The sequence below is a fragment of the Shewanella sp. FeAMO genome (assembly GCF_053653955.1).
Map to the genome: position 1 here is coordinate 4096350 of NZ_CM132201.1, position 18600 is coordinate 4114949.

17 protein-coding genes are annotated in these 18600 nt (G+C 54.9%); 4 read left to right on the forward strand and 13 right to left on the reverse strand.

The window, feature by feature from the left end; all coding sequences use genetic code 11:
* Nucleotide 1 precedes the first annotated feature (1 nt).
* The 9 genes from ACWAU4_RS18410 to ACWAU4_RS18450 form a co-directional block, all read right to left on the reverse strand.
* The gene (locus ACWAU4_RS18410) at nt 2–424 is read right to left on the reverse strand and encodes a curli production assembly/transport protein CsgE (RefSeq protein WP_037436138.1); all 423 of its coding nucleotides are present in this window, start codon (nt 422–424) and stop codon (nt 2–4) included.
* A gap of 164 nt (nt 425–588) precedes the next feature.
* On the reverse strand, nt 589–1923 hold the full coding sequence (locus ACWAU4_RS18415; protein WP_096141014.1) for a sensor histidine kinase: 1335 nt from the start codon (nt 1921–1923) through the stop codon (nt 589–591).
* Nucleotides 1920–3350 (reverse strand): sigma-54-dependent transcriptional regulator, encoded by a 1431-nt coding sequence (locus tag ACWAU4_RS18420; RefSeq protein ID WP_096141015.1) that lies wholly within the window; start codon nt 3348–3350, stop codon nt 1920–1922. Before ACWAU4_RS18420 ends, ACWAU4_RS18415 begins: the two co-directional genes overlap by 4 nt.
* 126 nt (nt 3351–3476) lie before the next feature.
* The gene (locus ACWAU4_RS18425; protein ID WP_208125091.1) at nt 3477–4676 is read right to left on the reverse strand and encodes an ABC transporter permease; all 1200 of its coding nucleotides are present in this window, start codon (nt 4674–4676) and stop codon (nt 3477–3479) included.
* A 10-nt stretch (nt 4677–4686) separates the two neighbouring features.
* Nucleotides 4687–5997: an ABC transporter permease gene (locus ACWAU4_RS18430; protein WP_045283053.1), complete on the reverse strand. Its 1311-nt coding sequence runs from the start codon at nt 5995–5997 to the stop codon at nt 4687–4689.
* Nucleotides 5998–6008: 11 nt separating this feature from the next.
* Complete coding sequence (locus tag ACWAU4_RS18435; RefSeq protein ID WP_028779504.1) at nt 6009–6731, reverse strand: ABC transporter ATP-binding protein; 723 nt, start codon at nt 6729–6731, stop codon at nt 6009–6011.
* Between the two features lie 35 nt (nt 6732–6766).
* Complete coding sequence (locus ACWAU4_RS18440; RefSeq protein ID WP_045283054.1) at nt 6767–7015, reverse strand: hypothetical protein; 249 nt, start codon at nt 7013–7015, stop codon at nt 6767–6769.
* 10 nt (nt 7016–7025) lie between these two features.
* Entirely contained in the window at nt 7026–8288 is a 1263-nt protein-coding gene (locus tag ACWAU4_RS18445) for an efflux RND transporter periplasmic adaptor subunit (RefSeq protein ID WP_025008866.1), read from the reverse strand.
* A 262-nt stretch (nt 8289–8550) separates the two neighbouring features.
* Nucleotides 8551–9315, reverse strand: a complete 765-nt coding sequence (locus ACWAU4_RS18450; RefSeq protein ID WP_101096216.1) for a cobalamin-binding protein — start codon at nt 9313–9315, stop codon at nt 8551–8553.
* Nucleotides 9316–9672: 357 nt separating this feature from the next.
* Between ACWAU4_RS18450 and ACWAU4_RS18455 the strand changes: the two genes are divergently transcribed.
* The 4 genes from ACWAU4_RS18455 to ACWAU4_RS18470 all read left to right on the forward strand — a co-directional run bounded on the left by ACWAU4_RS18455 (nt 9673) and on the right by ACWAU4_RS18470 (nt 15760).
* On the forward strand, nt 9673–11079 hold the full coding sequence (locus ACWAU4_RS18455; RefSeq protein WP_232785977.1) for a glycerophosphodiester phosphodiesterase: 1407 nt from the start codon (nt 9673–9675) through the stop codon (nt 11077–11079).
* A gap of 10 nt (nt 11080–11089) precedes the next feature.
* Nucleotides 11090–13441 (forward strand): PEGA domain-containing protein, encoded by a 2352-nt coding sequence (locus ACWAU4_RS18460; protein ID WP_208125092.1) that lies wholly within the window; start codon nt 11090–11092, stop codon nt 13439–13441.
* Nucleotides 13442–13453: 12 nt separating this feature from the next.
* Nucleotides 13454–15127: a hypothetical protein gene (locus ACWAU4_RS18465; protein ID WP_144191512.1), complete on the forward strand. Its 1674-nt coding sequence runs from the start codon at nt 13454–13456 to the stop codon at nt 15125–15127.
* A gap of 69 nt (nt 15128–15196) precedes the next feature.
* The gene (locus tag ACWAU4_RS18470; RefSeq protein WP_144215950.1) at nt 15197–15760 is read left to right on the forward strand and encodes an imm11 family protein; all 564 of its coding nucleotides are present in this window, start codon (nt 15197–15199) and stop codon (nt 15758–15760) included.
* A gap of 365 nt (nt 15761–16125) precedes the next feature.
* Here ACWAU4_RS18470 and murA read toward each other — a convergent pair whose 3' ends face one another.
* From murA to ACWAU4_RS18490, 4 genes are read right to left on the reverse strand one after another with little or no spacing between them, the layout of a single operon-like run.
* On the reverse strand, nt 16126–17385 hold the full coding sequence (murA, locus tag ACWAU4_RS18475) for a UDP-N-acetylglucosamine 1-carboxyvinyltransferase (RefSeq protein ID WP_028779511.1): 1260 nt from the start codon (nt 17383–17385) through the stop codon (nt 16126–16128).
* 9 nt (nt 17386–17394) lie between these two features.
* Nucleotides 17395–17652: a BolA family protein gene (locus ACWAU4_RS18480; RefSeq protein ID WP_025012084.1), complete on the reverse strand. Its 258-nt coding sequence runs from the start codon at nt 17650–17652 to the stop codon at nt 17395–17397.
* A 7-nt stretch (nt 17653–17659) separates the two neighbouring features.
* Nucleotides 17660–17947 carry an STAS domain-containing protein gene (locus ACWAU4_RS18485; RefSeq protein ID WP_028779512.1) on the reverse strand — a complete coding sequence of 96 codons (288 nt, stop codon included), beginning with the start codon at nt 17945–17947 and terminating at the stop codon, nt 17660–17662.
* Complete coding sequence (locus ACWAU4_RS18490; RefSeq protein ID WP_025011771.1) at nt 17944–18600, reverse strand: MlaC/ttg2D family ABC transporter substrate-binding protein; 657 nt, start codon at nt 18598–18600, stop codon at nt 17944–17946. Before ACWAU4_RS18490 ends, ACWAU4_RS18485 begins: the two co-directional genes overlap by 4 nt.

The window sequence follows — 18600 nt, forward strand, 5'->3', positions numbered from 1 at the left end:
CCTAAATTCCATCCCAATTGGATCCCAATTCCCCTGTCATGGATTGGGCTCTGACCGAGGCGATATAATCTATGGTCAAGAGAATCGCCTGTTCGGCCCGTTCCTTGATGGGACTGGCTCTGCGGCCAAAATGGGTTTGGTAAATACGGGTACCGTTAACCTCCAGTGTCAGCAAGGTGCCGGCCTGAGGGAAAACCGTCTCGTAAAGGGTGACATTGAATCCCTGGGTAAAGGGCAGATCCCGCCAATACCCCGAGTAGTAAAAACCAAAATCCTTGCCAAAGCGGGTCAGGGTTCTGTCTATGACCAGGCCACTGATCTCTATGTCATCCGCCTCGGCTGCGGCCAACGCCGGAGCAGACGCAAGTGTCAGCATCAGTAAGCACAAGATACAGCGCATGGATAACAAGACAGAGTGCGGCATTGTCCCCGAAAATTCCCTTTGTTGCCTGAAAAGGCCATTCCTTTAACAAGAGCATTACATTAACAGCAGCGCCGGAACCGAGTCACCCGCCAGCGACATATTTACCTGAAAAATAGCTATTTCGGCTGAGTCGAGATCCGTTGAAAATCACCCGAAAGTATGACTCACTGTTGCGGTAACCACAGCTGAACCAGCAAGCCACCATCCTGACGGTTTTGCAGACTGAGACGACCGTCGTGAGCCTCGGCAATCTCCCGGCAAAGCGCCAGTCCCAGGCCACTGCCCTGAGGCTTGGTGGAATAGAAGGGTAACAGCGCCTGCGACAACACCTCCGCTGACATGCCACTGCCGCGATCCATCACGCAGATACTGACACCGGCAACCGGGTCGGCAGCATCGCTGCGCCAACCGGAGCGGCTGGCTATCTGCAGCTCAATCTCCTCAGGTGCCGAGCCGGACTCATGGGCGTTTTTGAGCAGATTCAGCAACACCTGCTCCAGCTGCACCTCATCGGCCAGCAAAGTCAGCGTAGGGGTCTCCCGGCAGACAAAGGCGTAATGCTCAGCCAACTCAGGCAGCAAGCGGGCCCATGGAATAACGTGTTTTCTGGGACTGGGCAGCTTGGCAAAACGGGCATAACCCTCGATAAATTGCCCCAGATGATTGGTGCGATTTTCTATGGTATCGAAGATCAGGCTCAGCTTGGGATCGCGGTTCTCTGTGGTCAAGCGCCGACCCGAGTTGACCATGGAGGCAATAGGCGCCAGCGAGTTATTGAGTTCATGACTGATTACCCGGATCACCTTCTTCCACACCGCCACCTCCTGGCGGTTGAGCTCACGGGTCATCTGCTTGAGCAGCAGCAACTGATGCTGCTGACCATTGAGGTTGAACTGGCCGCGACTCAGGTGCCAGCTCTGGTTTTCGCCTTCCGGCAAGCCGAGATTGAACAGGCCATCGCGCTCACTCTCCAGCATTTGGCGCATCTCTTCGCTCACCTTGGCTTTGAGCTCAGAGAGGCTGCTTCCTTCCAGGCCTTTCCTGGCATTGAACAGATGTTTGGCGGCGTCGTTGGCATAAATGATATGACCCACGCTATCGCACAACAGCATGATATTGGGCGAGTTTTGAATGACCTTATCCAGCAGCAATTCCCGCTGATAGATATGCTGCCGCTCCTGCCTGAGCCGGGCCGACGCCTCGTTGAACAGTTGAGCCAGTCTATCCAGCTCGCTGATGCCGCTGTCCGGCAACGAGACACTAAAATCTCGATCAATCAGGTTAAGCATGCCGATTTCCAGCCCCGCCAGGCTGTCACCCAGGGTTCGGGTCAACCTGAGCCCTATGCCCAGCGCTGCCAGCAATCCTGCCACCGCCGCCAGCCATAACCATTCAGGCCCCAACCACAACAGACAAAGCCACCCGAGCAGCAAACCCAGCAAGGTGCTCAGCAGCGTGCCCAGCAGCAGCCTGTGTCTTAGACTGAGTCCTCCTGTCATGCCTGCCTCTTGCCGTCGATACCAAACTTCTCCATCCGCCGATAGAGCGCCTGACGGCTGATGCCAAATGACTTGGCAACCCTGGCGATAACGCCGCCGTGCTCGGCCAGCGCCGCTTCTATTTCCGCCTTGCCCGGCTCCTCTGCCCCGGCTTGTTGGCCATGGCTCTGTGGAGCTTGGCCGACACTTGAATCCAAGATAGTTTTCGAGGCGGTTCCCGCTGCCAAACCGAAATCACTGCAGCTCAAGGACTCGCTGCGACTCAGCAAAACCGCGCGTTTACAGGCGTTTTCCAACTCGCGTACATTACCGGGCCAGTCGTGGGCCAGCAGCGCCTCTTTGGCACTCTTGTCCAACGTAAGGCTCTTGCTCAGTGCCGAGCTCTTATTCAAGGCCGCGGCCGCGCCGGCACAAAAGTGCTCCACCAGCGGCAAGATGTCGTCTTTGCGCTGCGCCAATGGCGGCAATGCCAGTTCCACCACATTGAGGCGATAGAAAAGATCCTCGCGAAAACGGCCTTCGATAATGTCCTGGCGCAGATCGGCGTTGGTGGCACTCAGCAGCCTGACCTTGACCTTACGGGTCTGGTGGCTGCCCAGGCGTTCAAACTCGCCGGTCTGCAATACCCGCAGCAGTTTTATCTGCCCGGACAGCGGCAGGTTGCCTATCTCATCCAGAAACAGGGTACCGCCATCGGCCGCCTCGAAACGGCCGATACGGGCCTTGGTGGCACCGGTAAATGCACCGGCCTCGGCGCCAAACAGCTCGGCCTCCATCAGCTCCATCGGCAAAGCGCCGACATTGACCTTGATAAGCGGCTTGTGTTTCAGTGGCGAATTGGCGTGCAGTATATCCGCCAGCTTATCCTTGCCAGCGCCGTTGGGACCTGTGATCAGCACAGAGACATCCGAGCGTGCCAGTTGCAACGCCAGATCAATACAGCGCTCCATGGCAGCACTGGCAAATACCAAGCCACAGAGATCGGCGCCGTCGAATGCCGCCTGCCGTTGCTGCTCACGCTGCTGCAACTGCTGGTTATCCTGTTGCAGCTTGTAGAGGGAAATCAGGTTGGCGACACTGTTGAGCAACTTGTTGTCATCCCAGGGCTTGGCCAGATAATCGGCGGCCCCGGCCTTCATCAATTCCACTGCCATTTCCAGCTCGGTCCAGGCGGTGAGCAAGATGATTGGCAGTTGCGGCTGACGACTGCGCAAGGCGTGAAACAGCTCCCGCCCTTCCTCCCCCGAGGTGGTGTCGCGGCTGAAATTCATGTCCTGGATCACCAGGCTGACCTCTTCTTGCTCGATAAAGTACAGCGCCTCTTGAGGGCTCTGACAACTGAGCGGCCGGTAACCGGCAATTTCCAACATCAGCGACAACGCCTGACATACGGCCTGATTGTCATCGACAACGAGTACAGTATCCATCATGCCTGCTTGTTACATCCTGTTATATCTATTGTAAAAATTATGAGTAAAACTACCCTAAAGCTGCCGCCAACGCGAGCCAAACTGCATGAGCCATGCCGTCGACTCGAATGGGCGGCAGGCGGTTCAGACGCTGCGGGTCGCCATTGCCGGTGAGATATTCGCCGCCCTGCGGGCTGGCAAGACCACAGCCACTGTCGTCACCAGCAACATGCCCACCACTGTCATCAGCGGATAGATGAGGTCGAGCTGTGGCAGGTCATAGTGCTGCATCAGTTGTTGCCCCAACACCACGGCAAGACAAGCCCCCAACAGCCCTCCGGCGATACAGATAAGGTAGTTTTCCGTCAGAAACAGACTCAGGATATCGGCCTTGGTGGCCCCCAAGGCCCGCCGGGTGCCAATCTGTTTGGTGCGGCGCTGAATGTTGAACATCACCATACCTGTCAGGCCCAAACTGGTGATCAGCAGCAGCAAAATCACCATCATGGACAGCACGCTGACCATGAGCTCGTGGTCACGATAGGAGCTTTGCTTTACTTCCTGGATAGATTGGAAATCATCGATCACCCGATTGGGGTTTTCCTTCATCAAGGCCTCGAGGATCTGCTCTTTCAACGCCTTGTGATGCTCGCTCGGCGCCCGCACCATGTAGAAATGCCCGGTGTAATCGACGTTCTGGATCAGGCTGTACTCGAGATCTTTGCTGTCCACCCAGGCACCCTGCAGTTTATCGACCACACCTATCACTGTGACATTCTCGTCCCTGTCGGCCCAGAGGGTCTTGCCCACGGCGGACTCACTGGGCCAAACCTCATCGGCCAGCTCCTTGCTGATGATCACCAGCTTATTGCTGCCGTTAACATCATCATTGATCTCGTTGGCGTAGAAGTTACGCCCATCCACCAACTTGACCCCCAAGGTTTCCAGGGTGTGCTCTGTCCCCAGGTACATGGCAAGCTGAGGCGTCGTCTTGGAGGTTTCCGGATCCGGCCCCAGATTCAGCGTGGTGGACCAGCCACTGCCGCTGAGTGGCAACATATTGGTGGACGTCGCCGTGACGACATTGGGCAGGCGGCGGAGGATCTGCTGGTCGACCTTGTTCTGCAGCTTGGTATCTATATTGGGGTCGAAGTTGTAGACGGTAAAGACCAGGATCTCCTGCTCGGCAATCCCGGAATCACGCTGCATCATGGTCAAACGTTCATGGATAATAAAGCTGGCATTGGCGACTATGGCCACCGATAAGATGATCTGCATCAGCAGTAGTATCGGGCCGCTCTTGCTGCGCATCAGGCTGCTGAAAACCGGTTTAATATTTAGCATAGTCAATCCCTTACTGGCTCTTGAGGTAAACGCTTGGTTTAGTGCGGCACACAACCCAAGCCGGATAAAGACCCGCCAACATGGCGGTACCTACCGCTATCCCGGGGGTGATAAACCACATACTCAAAGACAGGTGCGTCAGCCCTTCGGCAACCCCGAAGCGCGCCGACAGGCTATAGAGTGCTCCCCAAGCCCAGGCGAGGCCGAGAAAGCCACCCAACAGCCCGATCACGCCCACCTCTACCATGTATTGAGAGAAAATCTGCCCGCGGCTGGCCCCAATGGCGCGGCGCACGCCAACCTCGGGGGCTCGCTTAAGGAACTTGGTCAGCATCAACCCCAGAATATTGACCAGGCAAACACTGAGAAACAGTATGCTCAGCCCCACCAGAATCTTATTGTCCTCGGGCACTACGTGATTTTTCTCCAGCCAGGCATCTACATCGGACAGCTGCGCCGACTCAGAGGGAGACTTGCCATCGGTAAAGCGCCCCAGCTCTTTTTGCTGCTCGACATACTGAGCGAGGAAGTTCTTATAGGCAGCTCTGTCTTCTGCGCTTGGCAGATCGACCCAGTACTCGAGCCAGACTTTCTCTGAAACCAGTCTGTCCTGATAGTTGTCCAGACGCTCATACTTCCAACCTGAGACATTCCCCCAAATCGGAAACTCTTCATGGGCGGCCAGCGAAAACGGAATATACACTTGCTCGGCACTGGCAAAGGCGCCGCTGGTAGGATCGTAATACTTGGGCTGAGGGTTCCAGTCGGCTATCACGCCCACCACCTGAAAGGGTTTGCGGTTGAGATAGACCGTCTTGCCAACGCTGTTCTCGCCACCAAACAGCTTCTGGTTCAGCTTTCTGCCGATAACCACTTGATAGGCCGCTTGCTCGTCCACTGATTTGTCCCAAACGTTGCCATAGAGAAAAGGCACTTCGAACAGCGGGAAGAAGCCGCGGTCTGTCACCCTGACGCCCTGCAACATGGGCAGAACTTCAGGGTCATCCGTTTGCACCGCCATACCACTGCGGAACATGGCGGCCTGCGATTTGGGAAGATCCCCCTTACGCAGATTCATGGCATCCTGAAAGGTGATCAGCGAGTTAAACTCATCCCAGGAATCGGGTCCCTGGCTCCACAGCTGCACTGTGTTGAGTTGCTCGGCGCGATCCCCGGCCGGGTTGAAGGACATCATGCTGTACACGTTCAGCGTGGTGATGGTGATCCCTATCCCCACAGAGATGGCCAACACCATCAACAGCGACAATATCGGCGTCTTTTTGATGCTGCGCCAGGCCAGGTCAACATAGTAAATAAACATGTTCGCGCTCCTTAGCTGGCCACTTGTTCGGCCACATCCAGCTGCGGCGCCTGTTCGGTTTGATAACGGCTGAAGTCACACACCTGACCATCCACTATCTGGATATTGCGCTGGGCGCGGCGGGCCAGCTCCGGGTCATGGGTCACCATGATGATGGTAGTGCCGGCCTTGTTGATCTCCTCCAGCAGTTCCATCACCTGGCGGGCCATCAGGCTGTCCAGGTTACCCGTAGGTTCGTCGGCGAGCAGAAATCTCGGCTCCCCGGCCAAGGCGCGGGCGATGGCCACCCGCTGCTGCTGACCACCCGAGAGTTGTGAGGGCAGATGCTTCATCCTCGCCCCCAAGCCTACCTGCTCCAGTGCCTGCTTCACCCGCTTCTGGCGCTCCTTGGCGCCAAAGCCGCGATAACGCAGTGGTACTTCAACATTCTCCGCCAGATTCAAGTCAGGAATAAGGTTAAAACCTTGAAAGATAAAGCCAATTTTCTCATTGCGGATGGCCGCAGCCTTGTTGTCACTCAGGTTGGAGATATTGACATCATCGAGAAAATACTCGCCATGGGTAAAACCTTCGAGCAGACCGGCGATATTGAGAAAGGTGGTTTTACCCGAGCCCGACGGTCCGGTCACGGCAACAAATTCCCCCTCTTGCACCGACAGATTGAAATCCCGTAACGCATGGGTTTCCACTAAATCCGTTTTGAACACCTTGTTGATATTTTTCATGGTTAACATGGTTTTAGTTCCTTATTTTTGCGTTATTCGGTGAGTTATTTTAGTTTCGTCAGGGCAGACAGGCATTGCCCAAGCCACTGGCCCGGCGCCATCGCGGTATGGCTGACATCGGTAACTTGCCCTGGCTCGGCCGACACAGAGTTGACTGTGGTGGCTTCGATAAGATTGAGTCCCAGCAGGAACCAGTCCGAGGTATCTCGGGTATAGATCAGAGTCGCCACCAGCAACAGCATAAGAGCTAGGGCCGCCACCAGACGTTCGGTGTTGAAGCTTTCGGTTTTCATTCTTCTCTCCTCAGCGAACCAGCACTTGCTCGGCGTCATTGAACAGATCGATATTGGAAATCACCCATTGGTCGCCCACCTCGCCGCCTTCCAGCACCTCGATATGGCTCATGCTGCGGGCACCGAGTTTGATCTCGGTGCGCTCGGCAATATCCCCCTGGAGACGGTACACCAGGCGGCCACCGCCACTGTTCACGAAGGCGCCGCGCTTGACCATCAGCACATCGGCACGGTTTTCCAACAAGACCCTGGCCGACAGGCGCTGATTCTGCCTCAGGTGCAAAGCGGTATCCTGCTGGAACCTGACCCGGGTAGAGACTTCGCGGTTACGTACTTCGGGGGAGATGGAGGCCAACTTGCCCATCACCATCACGCCGCCGAAGTTGAGTTCCACATCCATCCCCAGCCCCAGTTCATCGGCGTAGGTTTCCGGCACTGCCAACTCAGCCTCGAAGGCACTCAAGTCCACTACGGTCAGGATCGGCTGGCTCTGGGCGATACGGGCTTTTTGTTCCGTCAGCCAGTTACCTATGATGCCGCCAACAGGGGCTGTGATGTTCAGTGCTGCCACCTGACGTTCCAACTCGGCGACCACCAGTGCCTGACGATTGACCTCGGCCGCCTTGTTTTGCAGCTCAAAGGTCAGGGTGTCTTTCATCAGTGCGGCTTCCTGCTGGGCATGGGCATACTGCAGCTTGGCCTTGTGCAGCTCATCCTTGCTCTTCTCGTAATCTATCTTGGAGATCAGGCTGGTTTCGATCAGTTGATCGCCGCGACGGCTCTCTCTGTCTGCGGCCTCCAGATCCACCTTGGCCATATCCAGTGTCTGATTCGCCTTGAGTTGATTACGTCTGGCGTCCAACTTGGCCCGTTCCAGGGCACTCTTCATCCCGTCGAGCAGGGCCTGCTGCTGCTTGAGGCTGTTGGTCAGGCTGTGGCTTTCTATGGTCGCGACCACCTGACCCTGCTCGACCCTGTCCCCCGGATTGGCTATCAGAGTCACAGTGCCGCCTTCCGGGCTGTAGAGGATTGGCGCGTTGGCGGCGACTATCTTGCCTGTAGTGGCGATATCCCGGGTTAGAGTGCCGCGCTCCAGAGTGGCGAAGCGCAGCTCACTGCGATCTATGGATTCACTGACACCGCTGCCACTGACACTGGCCCACACCAGGCCAGACAGCAACAATACTGCCGCACCCAGGGTAGCCGGCCACTTGAGGCGACGCGCTAAACTCGGCGCCACTTGTTTGTCTTGTCCGCTGGTATCCTTAATCATCCAGTTTGTTCCTCAATTGAGCTTGTGACCATCTTGTTGCTACTAGGTTTACAAAGCTTGTGCCAAGTTTAGATAGTCATAGTTATCAATTGGTTGGAAAGCAGTGGAGATTTTATTTGTGTCCGCGGACAAGCGGATACTGTCCGCTTTTTGCAAAAGTGTCCGCCTGGCGGACACTTAGTAACAGAAGAATAAATAGAGGGGGGCTTAAAACGCTTGCAGCAGGATTACCAGACTGGCGCCGAAGCCGGGATGATGATTGTCATAGCCGCTGCCCTTCGCGGGCCTTGTCGAGCACCTTGCAGATGGCCTCAACACCTTCCAGCGCCCTTGGGGTCGCCCGGTGCAGGAGATCGGCGTTAAGTGTGTAGATTTGTTCCATTTTCACTGCAGGGATCTCCTGCCATTGGCTCCAGTCCAACCGCTTGCCATCGCCCTTTTCATCCGTCTTGATGATCACCTCGGGTTGACTGAGAAGCACATTTTCCATACTTACCTGAGGATAGGGTGAACTGCTGTCCTTAAAGACATTGTTGCCATGGCAGACTTCCAACAACTGCTGGATCCAACTGTCCTGGGCCACTGTCATCAAAGGCTCGGACCAGAGTTGATAGAACACCTTGATCTCCGGCTTGGCGGCATTGTCCCGGCGCAAAGTTGCCAATTGTTGCCGGTAGTCGGCAGCCACTTCCCCGGCCTGCTGTCTGTGGCCGGTGAGGCGCCCTAGCTGTTCCAGCTCTTCGGCAATGCCTTCCAGGGTCTTGGGGTCACTGCCGTAAATGCGATACCCAAGCTTGGTCAACTGTTCGATATCTTCGCTGCGGTTGCCCGTATCCCAGACCACCACCAGATCCGGATTCAGCTCTATCACTCTTTCTATCTGTATGCCGTAGTAGCCGCCTATGCGGGGAATGGCCTTGGCGGCCTCGGGGAAATCGGCATAGTCTGTGGTGGCCACTATCTGTTCACCCGCGCCAATGGCAAACAGCATCTCCACCGCATGGGGAGAGAGCGCCACTATACGCATGGCCGGCCTGGCGCTAACGCTTTTATTGACCGCTTTGTCGGGCGACTTGGCCTGGGCAGCAGGGCTCAGAGCCAAACTGCAAAGCAGGCAGAGTATCAGTCGGTTCACCTGGTTTCCTTGGTTATTCACAATTGTGCTTCAAGCATACCTCAAGCAAGTTGTGAGTAAAACGCGCATCCCAGGTTCTGCGTCCGCAAAAAAGCGGACGATTTGACCAATTAAAAGTCAGCCAATGTTCAGTTTTGAGACAGCACAAGTAAAACTTGTTAAACATTGGCATTACAGGTTGACCGACGGTAAATAATTAATTTTAATACCCTTAATTTATAAATACTTATAGAGCACCAAGGAACCCCTGTGCGTCTCTTTTTCGTCCTGATATTTTGCTGTTTCGGCCTGCTTGGCGGCTGTAAAAGCACCCCATCCGCCCCAGAACCTCAACCCGTAGATCCGCAGAAACTGGCATTGGAACAAGCCTTCAACGCCAGAGGCTTTACTTTGTCACCACTGGATAACATCAATTATCTGGGGGCCAGGCAGTGCAGCAACCTGGAGCTTCAGGCCCACAGAGGCTCGATACGTTTTCCGGAAAACTCGCTGGAAGCCGTCATTGATGCCCTGGATAACCAGTTTGATGTGATTGAAATCGACGTGCGACTGACCCGGGATGATGTCTGGGTCATTCATCACGATGGCCGCACCGGACGTGAAACCGGCACCATAGACAATAAGCGCCGCAAGATAGAGTCGATTCGCTATGAGAAAGAGTGGGGCTATCTGCGCCAGCGGGACATGCAAACCGGCGCCCTCACAGATACGGTACCGCCCAACTTTCGCCAACTGGCGCAGGTGTTCAGTCGCTATGCCCATAGCGGACAGAAGCTGAATATTGAGATCAAGAGTCGCGCCGGCAGCCAGGATCTGGAAATGCTCGACTATCTGGCCTTCAGTATCATAGGCCAGGGGCGCTACTTCTACAGCAGTCTGGAGCTGGAAAACCTCAAAAAAATTAGGCAGATAAACGACGCTGTATTCCTGTCCTTTATCCAGAGCCCGGCCAAGGCCTCGATGAACAAACTGGCGGCCGATATGAAACGCGGCGCAGGTCAAGACCCCATCTTTTTGCGTAATCAATCCATGCTGGAAGATATTCAGGGTTACGCCAACCGCCGCTACCGGGAAAAGCGCTACGACTCCTCGGCCGGACTCAATAAGCTGAAAAAGGCGCTCAAGTCCAACTTCGGTATCGCCCTGGACATACGCCACTATCGGCAAAACGCCTCTGGGTTCAAATCAGTGGCCCATAACCGCGGCATTCCTGTGGCCAGCTATACCATCAATGGTCATGATTACCACGAACAGAGCCTGCTGGGACTCAAGCGCAGTCAACTGCCCGACTCTGTGATTATCGACGACAGTCTCTATGGCTTTTGCAGCCGCTTCGCCCTGCCGCCCATGCTGCCCTATCATGGCAGCACTGAGCTGACCCGCAAGCTGGCCACGCTGCCCAAGGACCTGGATCTCTCCAAGCTCTCTTTGCTGGAAACCTACTGGCCCAACGGCCTGTATCCGGCGGTGGATGGCAAACTGAAGTCCTTCAAGACAGGCGCTGTGGCCAATAAAGGCAAGGCGTCCGAGTCTGGCGGCGGCTTTGTCCCTGTGATCATGAAAACCCAGGCCGGCCCCAGAGAAAACCAGACCCAAGTAGATCTCACCGCCGATGATGCAGTGAAAATAGAGCTGCGCCGCAGCGAGCAGCAGTGAGGAACCAAGGATGAAAAAACTGTCCTGGCGAGTATTTTTCCTGCTGCTGAGCGCTGCCTATCTGATCCCAGAGGCCATCTTCAACGCCCAACTGGTTTCTTTGGTGGGCTTGGGCACCCCCAAGCCTGAGCAACTCGAACACCTGGAGATATACGGCCGCACCATTTCCGGGATAGGTGTGACCCTGCTGCTGGCCGATCTCTTGCCAGCGCGGCTGTTCAAAACCGGCCTGAGAGGCAGCCTGACCCTGTTGCTGCTCACCTTGTGTGTCTGGCCCAGCGTGTTTTTCGGCCAAAAATACCTGATAGAGCAATGGCTGATTGAACCCTCTACCCCGGAACAGCGTCAATACGCGGCCTACAGCGCGGCGCTGCGTGATGCCCTGGCGGTTAATGCGGTCGAAGTCGAAGGTCTCAACTACGACCCCAAAGAGCTGCACAGCTCTGAAAACCTGACCTTTCTGGCCCTGTTCGGCGGCCTGGCCTATGCCGACCACAACCTCACCGACAACCTGGATGATTACAAGCAGAAGATCATTCACAACTTCGTGCAAAAGCGGGCCTATCGCGACTTTGACCAGCACTATCACGACTTTGGTCAACTCTATGATGAGCTGTCGGCCAGCTATCGCAGTTATGCCGAAGGCTCCAACCGCTACAACCAGACCCTGGCCGGGATCCCGGAGCGGGAGATGGGTTACTGGCAAAACATAGAGCAGGAGGTCAATCAGGGATGGGGCAAGTATCAACAGGCGCAAAAGGCCCATGTGGCCAAGGCCGGTGCCAGGGCCCAGGAATACGGCCCCAAGATCTTCGCCTACCATGAAGACACCAACCGCTGCCAGGAACGCTACAAGAAGTCGTCCCAAAAAGAACGTCGCTATCAATGTATAGAGCGGGAAAACGCCCGCTACAAGACAATGATCTCCAAGGCGGGGCTCGGCTACATAGATCCCAACTACTGGTTGATAGTCGAAGACATCAGCACAGGTGAAAACCTGCTGTCCAGCGCCCTTTTCGGGGTGATGACCGCCGGTGTCGGCACCGCCATGCAGGCGCTGAGCCTGGCTACAGGTGGCGATGGCGGTCTTAAGGACAAACGCTATAAGTACACAGACGATCCGGATCATTACCAGCGTCTGTTCTTGGCCCATCCCAAATTCCAGGCAATGTTTGAAAAGGAAACCGGCTATCCGTTCAACATAGCGTCACTGGCCGACTTCAGGGTGCATCCTGTGACTCAGGTGAAACTGCGCCGGGCCCTCAAGGCCAAGGGGCTGAAACTGCCGGACAGCTGGCATATCAGCAATCGTCCGCTGTTTAGTCAAAGCGTGGCCAAGACGGTTAAGGCCGAAGCCGATGCCCGCTGGCAGAGCGAGATGCGTAAACGCGGTTTGGACTTGCCCATCAACTTAAGTTGGAACGCCTTCCAGTTGCATCCGCAGATCCAACGCAAGATAGCCGCTCGCATGGGCGATCTCTATGTGCCGAACGTCCGCGCCGACTGGAACCAGGCCAACTTCAAACGCCATGTGCTGGATCCCAACATCCAGAAGCGTACCCAGAGTTACCTGCAGATGTTGGCCGAATCCGAACGTGAATTTGCCGATGGCGGACGCTATGCCGAGCAAGGCAAGCAGGCGCTGCGATCTGTGATTATTCCGCCCATCTCCATGTCACTCAGCCTGTTTTTGATCTGTATGACCTTTATCAAGCTGCCGCTGAAGACGCTGCAGCTGTTCCGCCCCGGCGCGAGTCAAGCAAGTGCCAGCGAAGACAGTACCGGCATAAATGAGAATGCCACTGAAAGTGCCAAGTCCGGCAAACGCCGCTGGCTGGCATTGACCGCCAAGCTGTTGCCGCCCCTGTTACTGCTGACCTTGCCGGTGCTTTTGGTGCAAAACCGCTACACCCAGGATGATACCAGCCCGGTGAACTACTTCCTCACCAAGGTGGAACAGTCCGGCAATATCGGCTTTGCCTACGCCCTGCGCTGGACACTGCACGCCCAGCCGCTGCTGCATCCTTTGGGGCTGAGCTTTGAGCAACACACGGGTATCTATCAGGCCTTCTCGCCGCTGGCGCATTCACTGGCCAAGATAGACTTGCTGCACAAGAGCACTCCAGCGCCACTCAAGGCCAGCGAGCTGGCACCGACCGAGACACGCCTCAAGGTCGAAACCAATGTGAACAATGCAAATATCAGGATCATGAACATCGGCCCCAAGTATCACTCGGGGATCCGGCTTAAACCGGGCAACTACGATGTGCAGGTAAGCGCCCCCGGTTATCAGACCTACCGCAAATGGCACAGCCTGAATGGCGGCGAACAAACACTGACAATCCGTCTTTTACCCAATTGACAAGGAAACTGAATGCACCATTGCAATCAACCCATTTATGCCAAGGAAAACTTCTGCGGTCACTGCGGAGAGTCCCTGCCTGAGCAGCCCAAACTGAAGAATATTGAGGATGTCGCCCCTGAGATCCTAAAAGATCTTAAACCCCACTATTCCGGCGCCAGGACGTTCACCGGCCGGGTCAACTCCAGTTTCCTCTACAAGCGGCGCCGGGTAGACAGTGGCAATAACCTCACCTACAGCTACTGGTGGCTTGAGCTGGAAGACAAGGACGGCAACATAGAGCGGGTCAGTGTCAATGCCGAGAACAAGTTCTACGACCAGCTTCGCCGCGGCGATGTGCTGACCTTGTTTTATCCGACAGACTACACCCTGAATTACCGCATCGAAGGTAAAGACGCCAAACGCCTGGTCAGCCATAACCATATGGCTCCGGCCGCTATCAGTCATGAAGCCGACGGTCAACGCTCCACCATAGTGCCCGACTATGAGCCGGGTAGCCAATCCAGCGCCTTCTGGTGGCTGCTGCTGGGGATTGCCAGTGCCTTGTTGCTGTACTTTGGTGCCAAACAACCCACAGAAATCGCTATCGGGGTGGCCGTGGTTCTGTCTGTGGTGTGTTTCATTCTGGAGCGTCAACGCAACCAGAAGAAACACACCAGGGAACTGCGCCGCTACGAGGCGCTGCAACTGGCGATGAAACGCCTGTTGTCTGTCACCCAAGAAGCGCTGGGCTACCATATCGCCCAGCGGCCGAGAAAAGATTCGGATATTTTCTGCTTCAAATGCCAGAGTCGCATCGACGGCGAGCACGGCTACTGTGTTCAGTGTGGCAGCTCGCAGCAGCAAGCACCGGCAACGGCCGCCAACAGCCTCAGCGTCCGCGATGAGGAAGAGGCCATGATGCGGCAATACAGCCTGAGTTACCGTGAGCCCTATCTGCACAAGCATGTCTTGGCCGGCGATGAAAAGGGTGAAGTCAGCGTCTCCTGTATCATGGGCAAAGTGCTCGACAGAAGTGCCAGCGCCAGTGTCGATGACTTCACGGTCACCACCACTAAAACCACCACCACAGACCATTATGTGGGTAACAGATTCTCCCACAGCACCACAGACACTGAAACCAGCAGCCATCGCAGCCGCAGCTCCAACGTTGATGGCGAAGTCTTGCTGCAACTGGCCGATGGTGAAGTGCGGGAGATGCGCTTCGGCGAAGATCTGTTGGGGGATCTGGATGTGGGCGATTGGATGATTTACGCCAGTTCAAGGGCCAAATTGGGCGTTGATGACTATAACCGTGAGTACGCCTATAACCTGACCAAGAGCAAACGTTATAACAACACATCTTTCCAGCAATACGGCAAGCTCAACGGCGCAGGCACCTGGATCTTGTTGGCGATTGCCGCCTTGGTCTTCAACTTCTGGGGCCCGGATCATATCTGGTATCCGCTGTTCGATATGCTCTACTTCCCGCTGCTGGATCCCATCTACAGCACCTCCTTCTTTAGACACAACCTGACCCTGGTGGTGTTTATCATGGTCAGTGCAGTACTGCTAGTTTGGACCCTGCTCTACGGGCGGCGTAACCAAGAGCGTAAGCGTAAACTGCTGTCACGCCTGACCGACCATATCGACGGTTTTACTCGCGCCATCCCAGAGTTGAAGGAAAAGCTTAAACGTATGGGCTAACGCCGGTTTATACTCCCCAAGCCACCTCACGAGGTGGCTTTTTTGCCCCAGAAATATAGAGAATTGAGAATGCAAGTAGCCTATATAAACGAAGACATTAATGAAGGGGAATCACTATTTAGTGCGGTCGATATTCGGTCGTCACTTTATGATGACAATGATTTTATCCCAACAAGTTGTCTGAATGAGATTGTATGGCAGGACACTGACATCCTCGATATTGAAGCGTTGGACTTAATCAGAGGGGGCGCTTTTAATGTTACCAAGGAGATAGCCGAATTAATAATGAGCTTTGACCCTTACGGGATCGAAGTCTATCCCTCCAAGTTAACCTGCGCCGGCACAGGTGTTTTAACCGATCGTTATATACTGGCAGTAGACAACTTGGTGGATGCCGTCGATACCGAAAACAGCATCAAAATAACCAACGCTACCACCCGGTTTTTCTTATCGGCTGAAAAAATCAACAAACTTCCCGAAAGTAAAAGACATGTATTCAAACCGATAGGAATGACGAAAACATTCTTCTCTATTGAATTACTTGAAGCCCTCATACGCCTGGACGAGGAAGGGAGGATAAACACCAGCATTGTGGCATTCTCATTTGATACATCTGAAGAAGCACCTAAATAACTGTTCCAAATAATAGATCACGGGAAGGGAACTCAGTCCCGTTTGAGCGATCAGCTCTATCGTCACACGATACCATCGCCCCATAGAAGTTGAGTCCACGCCAATGTAGGTGTTCTGCTCTCTCATGCCAGATCCTGCCACTTCACTTACAAACATATTGAACAGCATCAGAGCCCAGCCGCTTGCGTGACAGCGCTAGGTAAGACGATTGATATGAGTACGCGCCAAAGTTTCTGAAAGTTGCATAAAAAAATCCGATGACATGGAGTCATCGGATTTTGATCCTTTCAGTTAGATCCTCAAGCTATCTGTCTTAACTGATCGGCATTACCCTCATGGTGGTTTTTACTCACCGAGCAATCGGGTTAGGAGATACGCTCTACCGAACCGCCTAGGCCCTTGAACTTATCTTCGATATGCTCATAGCCCCGATCCAGATGATAGATACGGTCCACCACCGTGGTGCCTTCGGCCATCAGTCCGGCAATCACCAAACTGGCCGACGCCCGCAGATCGGTCGCCATCACCTGAGCACCATTGAGCTGCTCAATACCGTGAATGATACAGGTATTGCCTTCCAGCTCCATATTGGCGCCCATACGATTCAACTCGGGCACATGCATAAAGCGGTTCTCAAAGATGGTTTCCGTGATAGTGCCTGTGCCTTCTGCCAGTGCATTGAGCACACAGAACTGCGCCTGCATATCAGTCGGGAAACCGGGGTAAGGCAGAGTCTTGATATTGACTGACTTGGGACGCTTGCCCTTCATATCCAGGGCTATCCAGTCGCTGCCGGTAAGGATTTCGGCGCCGGCATCTTCCAGCTTGGCCAACACAGCCTCCAGCGAGCCGGGATCGGCATCCAGACAACGGATCCGGCCACGGGTCACGGCTGCAGCCACCAGAAACGAGCCAGTCTCAATTCTGTCCGGCATCACCCGATAACGGCAACCATTGAGCTTCTCCACCCCCTGAATCCGTATGGTGGCCGTTCCGGCGCCCTCAATCTTGGCCCCCATGGCGATAAGACACTTGGCCAGGTCCACCACTTCGGGTTCGCGGGCGGCGTTTTCAATCACGGTTTCACCGTCGGCCAAGGCCGCGGCCATCAGCAGATTCTCTGTGGCACCAACACTGACCATATCCATAAAGATATGCGCGCCCTTGAGGCGACCATCGACCCGTGCCTTGATATAGCCTTCATCGACTTCTATCTTGGCGCCCATCAGTTCGAGGCCATGCAGGTGCAGGTTCACCGGCCGGGCACCTATGGCGCAGCCACCCGGCAAAGACACATCCGCCTTACCGAAACGTGCCAGCAAGGGCCCCAGGATCAGAATTGAGGCGCGCATGGTTTTCACCAGATCATAAGGGGCGCAAAACTCATTGATACCGCTGGCATCGATACGTATCTGGCCCTGCCCCAGTTCGGTGACGTCTGCGCCGAGACAGCGCAGCAGCTTACAGCTGGTACTGACGTCCCTCAGGTTGGGCACATTGGAAACCAGAAACTCCGACTCGGCCAGCACCCCGGCCATCAGGATAGGCAGGGCAGCATTCTTGGCGCCGGAGATCACCACGTTACCGGCAAGCGCACCGCTTGCCTGAATTTTCAGTTTATCCACATTGATACTCTAGGCTGGCATGTTGAAGATTTTTTCACGCTGCCACTGGGTAGGCGTAAAAGTCTTGATACTGAGCGCATGCATCTCACCACTGGTGATCTTGTCCATCAGGGGCGCATAGATGGCCTGCTGCTGCTTGATACGGCTCATGCCATCGAAACATTCACCCACGGCCACTATCTTGAAATGGCTGCCTTCGGCGCTGACATAGACTTCCGTCAACGAGAGTGAATCCTTTAATATTTGTTCTATCTCTTTGGTATCCATTGGAAACTTACCTAGTTTGGCCCTCTGTGGTAAAGAAGGCATCCAAATCATACAGGGCGATCAACTTACGCACCTGTGGCGAGGGAGAAGCCAGGGTCAGCTCCCCCTTTCTGAGACTGACAAGCTCCATTAGAAACGCCATGCCGGCACTGTCCGAGTATGTCAGCTCGCTGAGTTCTAACCGGCGCACATCGTCCGGCAGCAGTGTCTTGCGTGTCTTCCACAAGCGGGCGACCTCTTCTTGAGTCAAACGCCCGCTCAATTTGCAGCTATCGCCCTGTGGCTCCAGCTTCATAGCGCATCCTTGCCTTTAGGGCCATTGGGATCCACGTGAGCCTGAGTGCGCTCTTTAAGCATCTCAATCACGGCATCTATACCCTTTTGACGAATGAGTGTAGTGACTTCCGATTGCTTGGAGGCCAGCAGGCTGACACCTTCAGCAACCAGGTCGAAGGCCTTCCAGGTATCGTCCTTCAAACGACGCGCCTTGAACTGTAACTTGATGGGCGGACGACCCGCTTCAATGATCTGTACATTCACCTCGACTATCTTTTCCTGGCTGAAGTCGATGGCGCGGCCAAATTCCACTTTCTGATTGGTGTACTCGGTAAAAGCCTGGGCATAGGTGGAAACCAGGTAGCCCTCAAAAGCATCAACAAAGGCATCACGCTGCTCTTTGGTGGTTTGCTGCAGATATTGGCCCATCACCTTGTAAGCCGCGTACTTGTAATCCACATAAGGCATCAGCTCCTCTTGAACAATCACCTTGAGGTGATCCGGATTGCTGTCGATGATGCTCTTGTCCTGATGGAAACGATCGAATGTCTTGTCGGCAACCTGCTCCACCATGATATAAGGGTTGCTGGTATCGATATCGGCCGCCTGTGCCACAGTTGCAGACGCCAGACAGGCGACGGCCAACAGATTACGGATTATCCCTTTAAACAT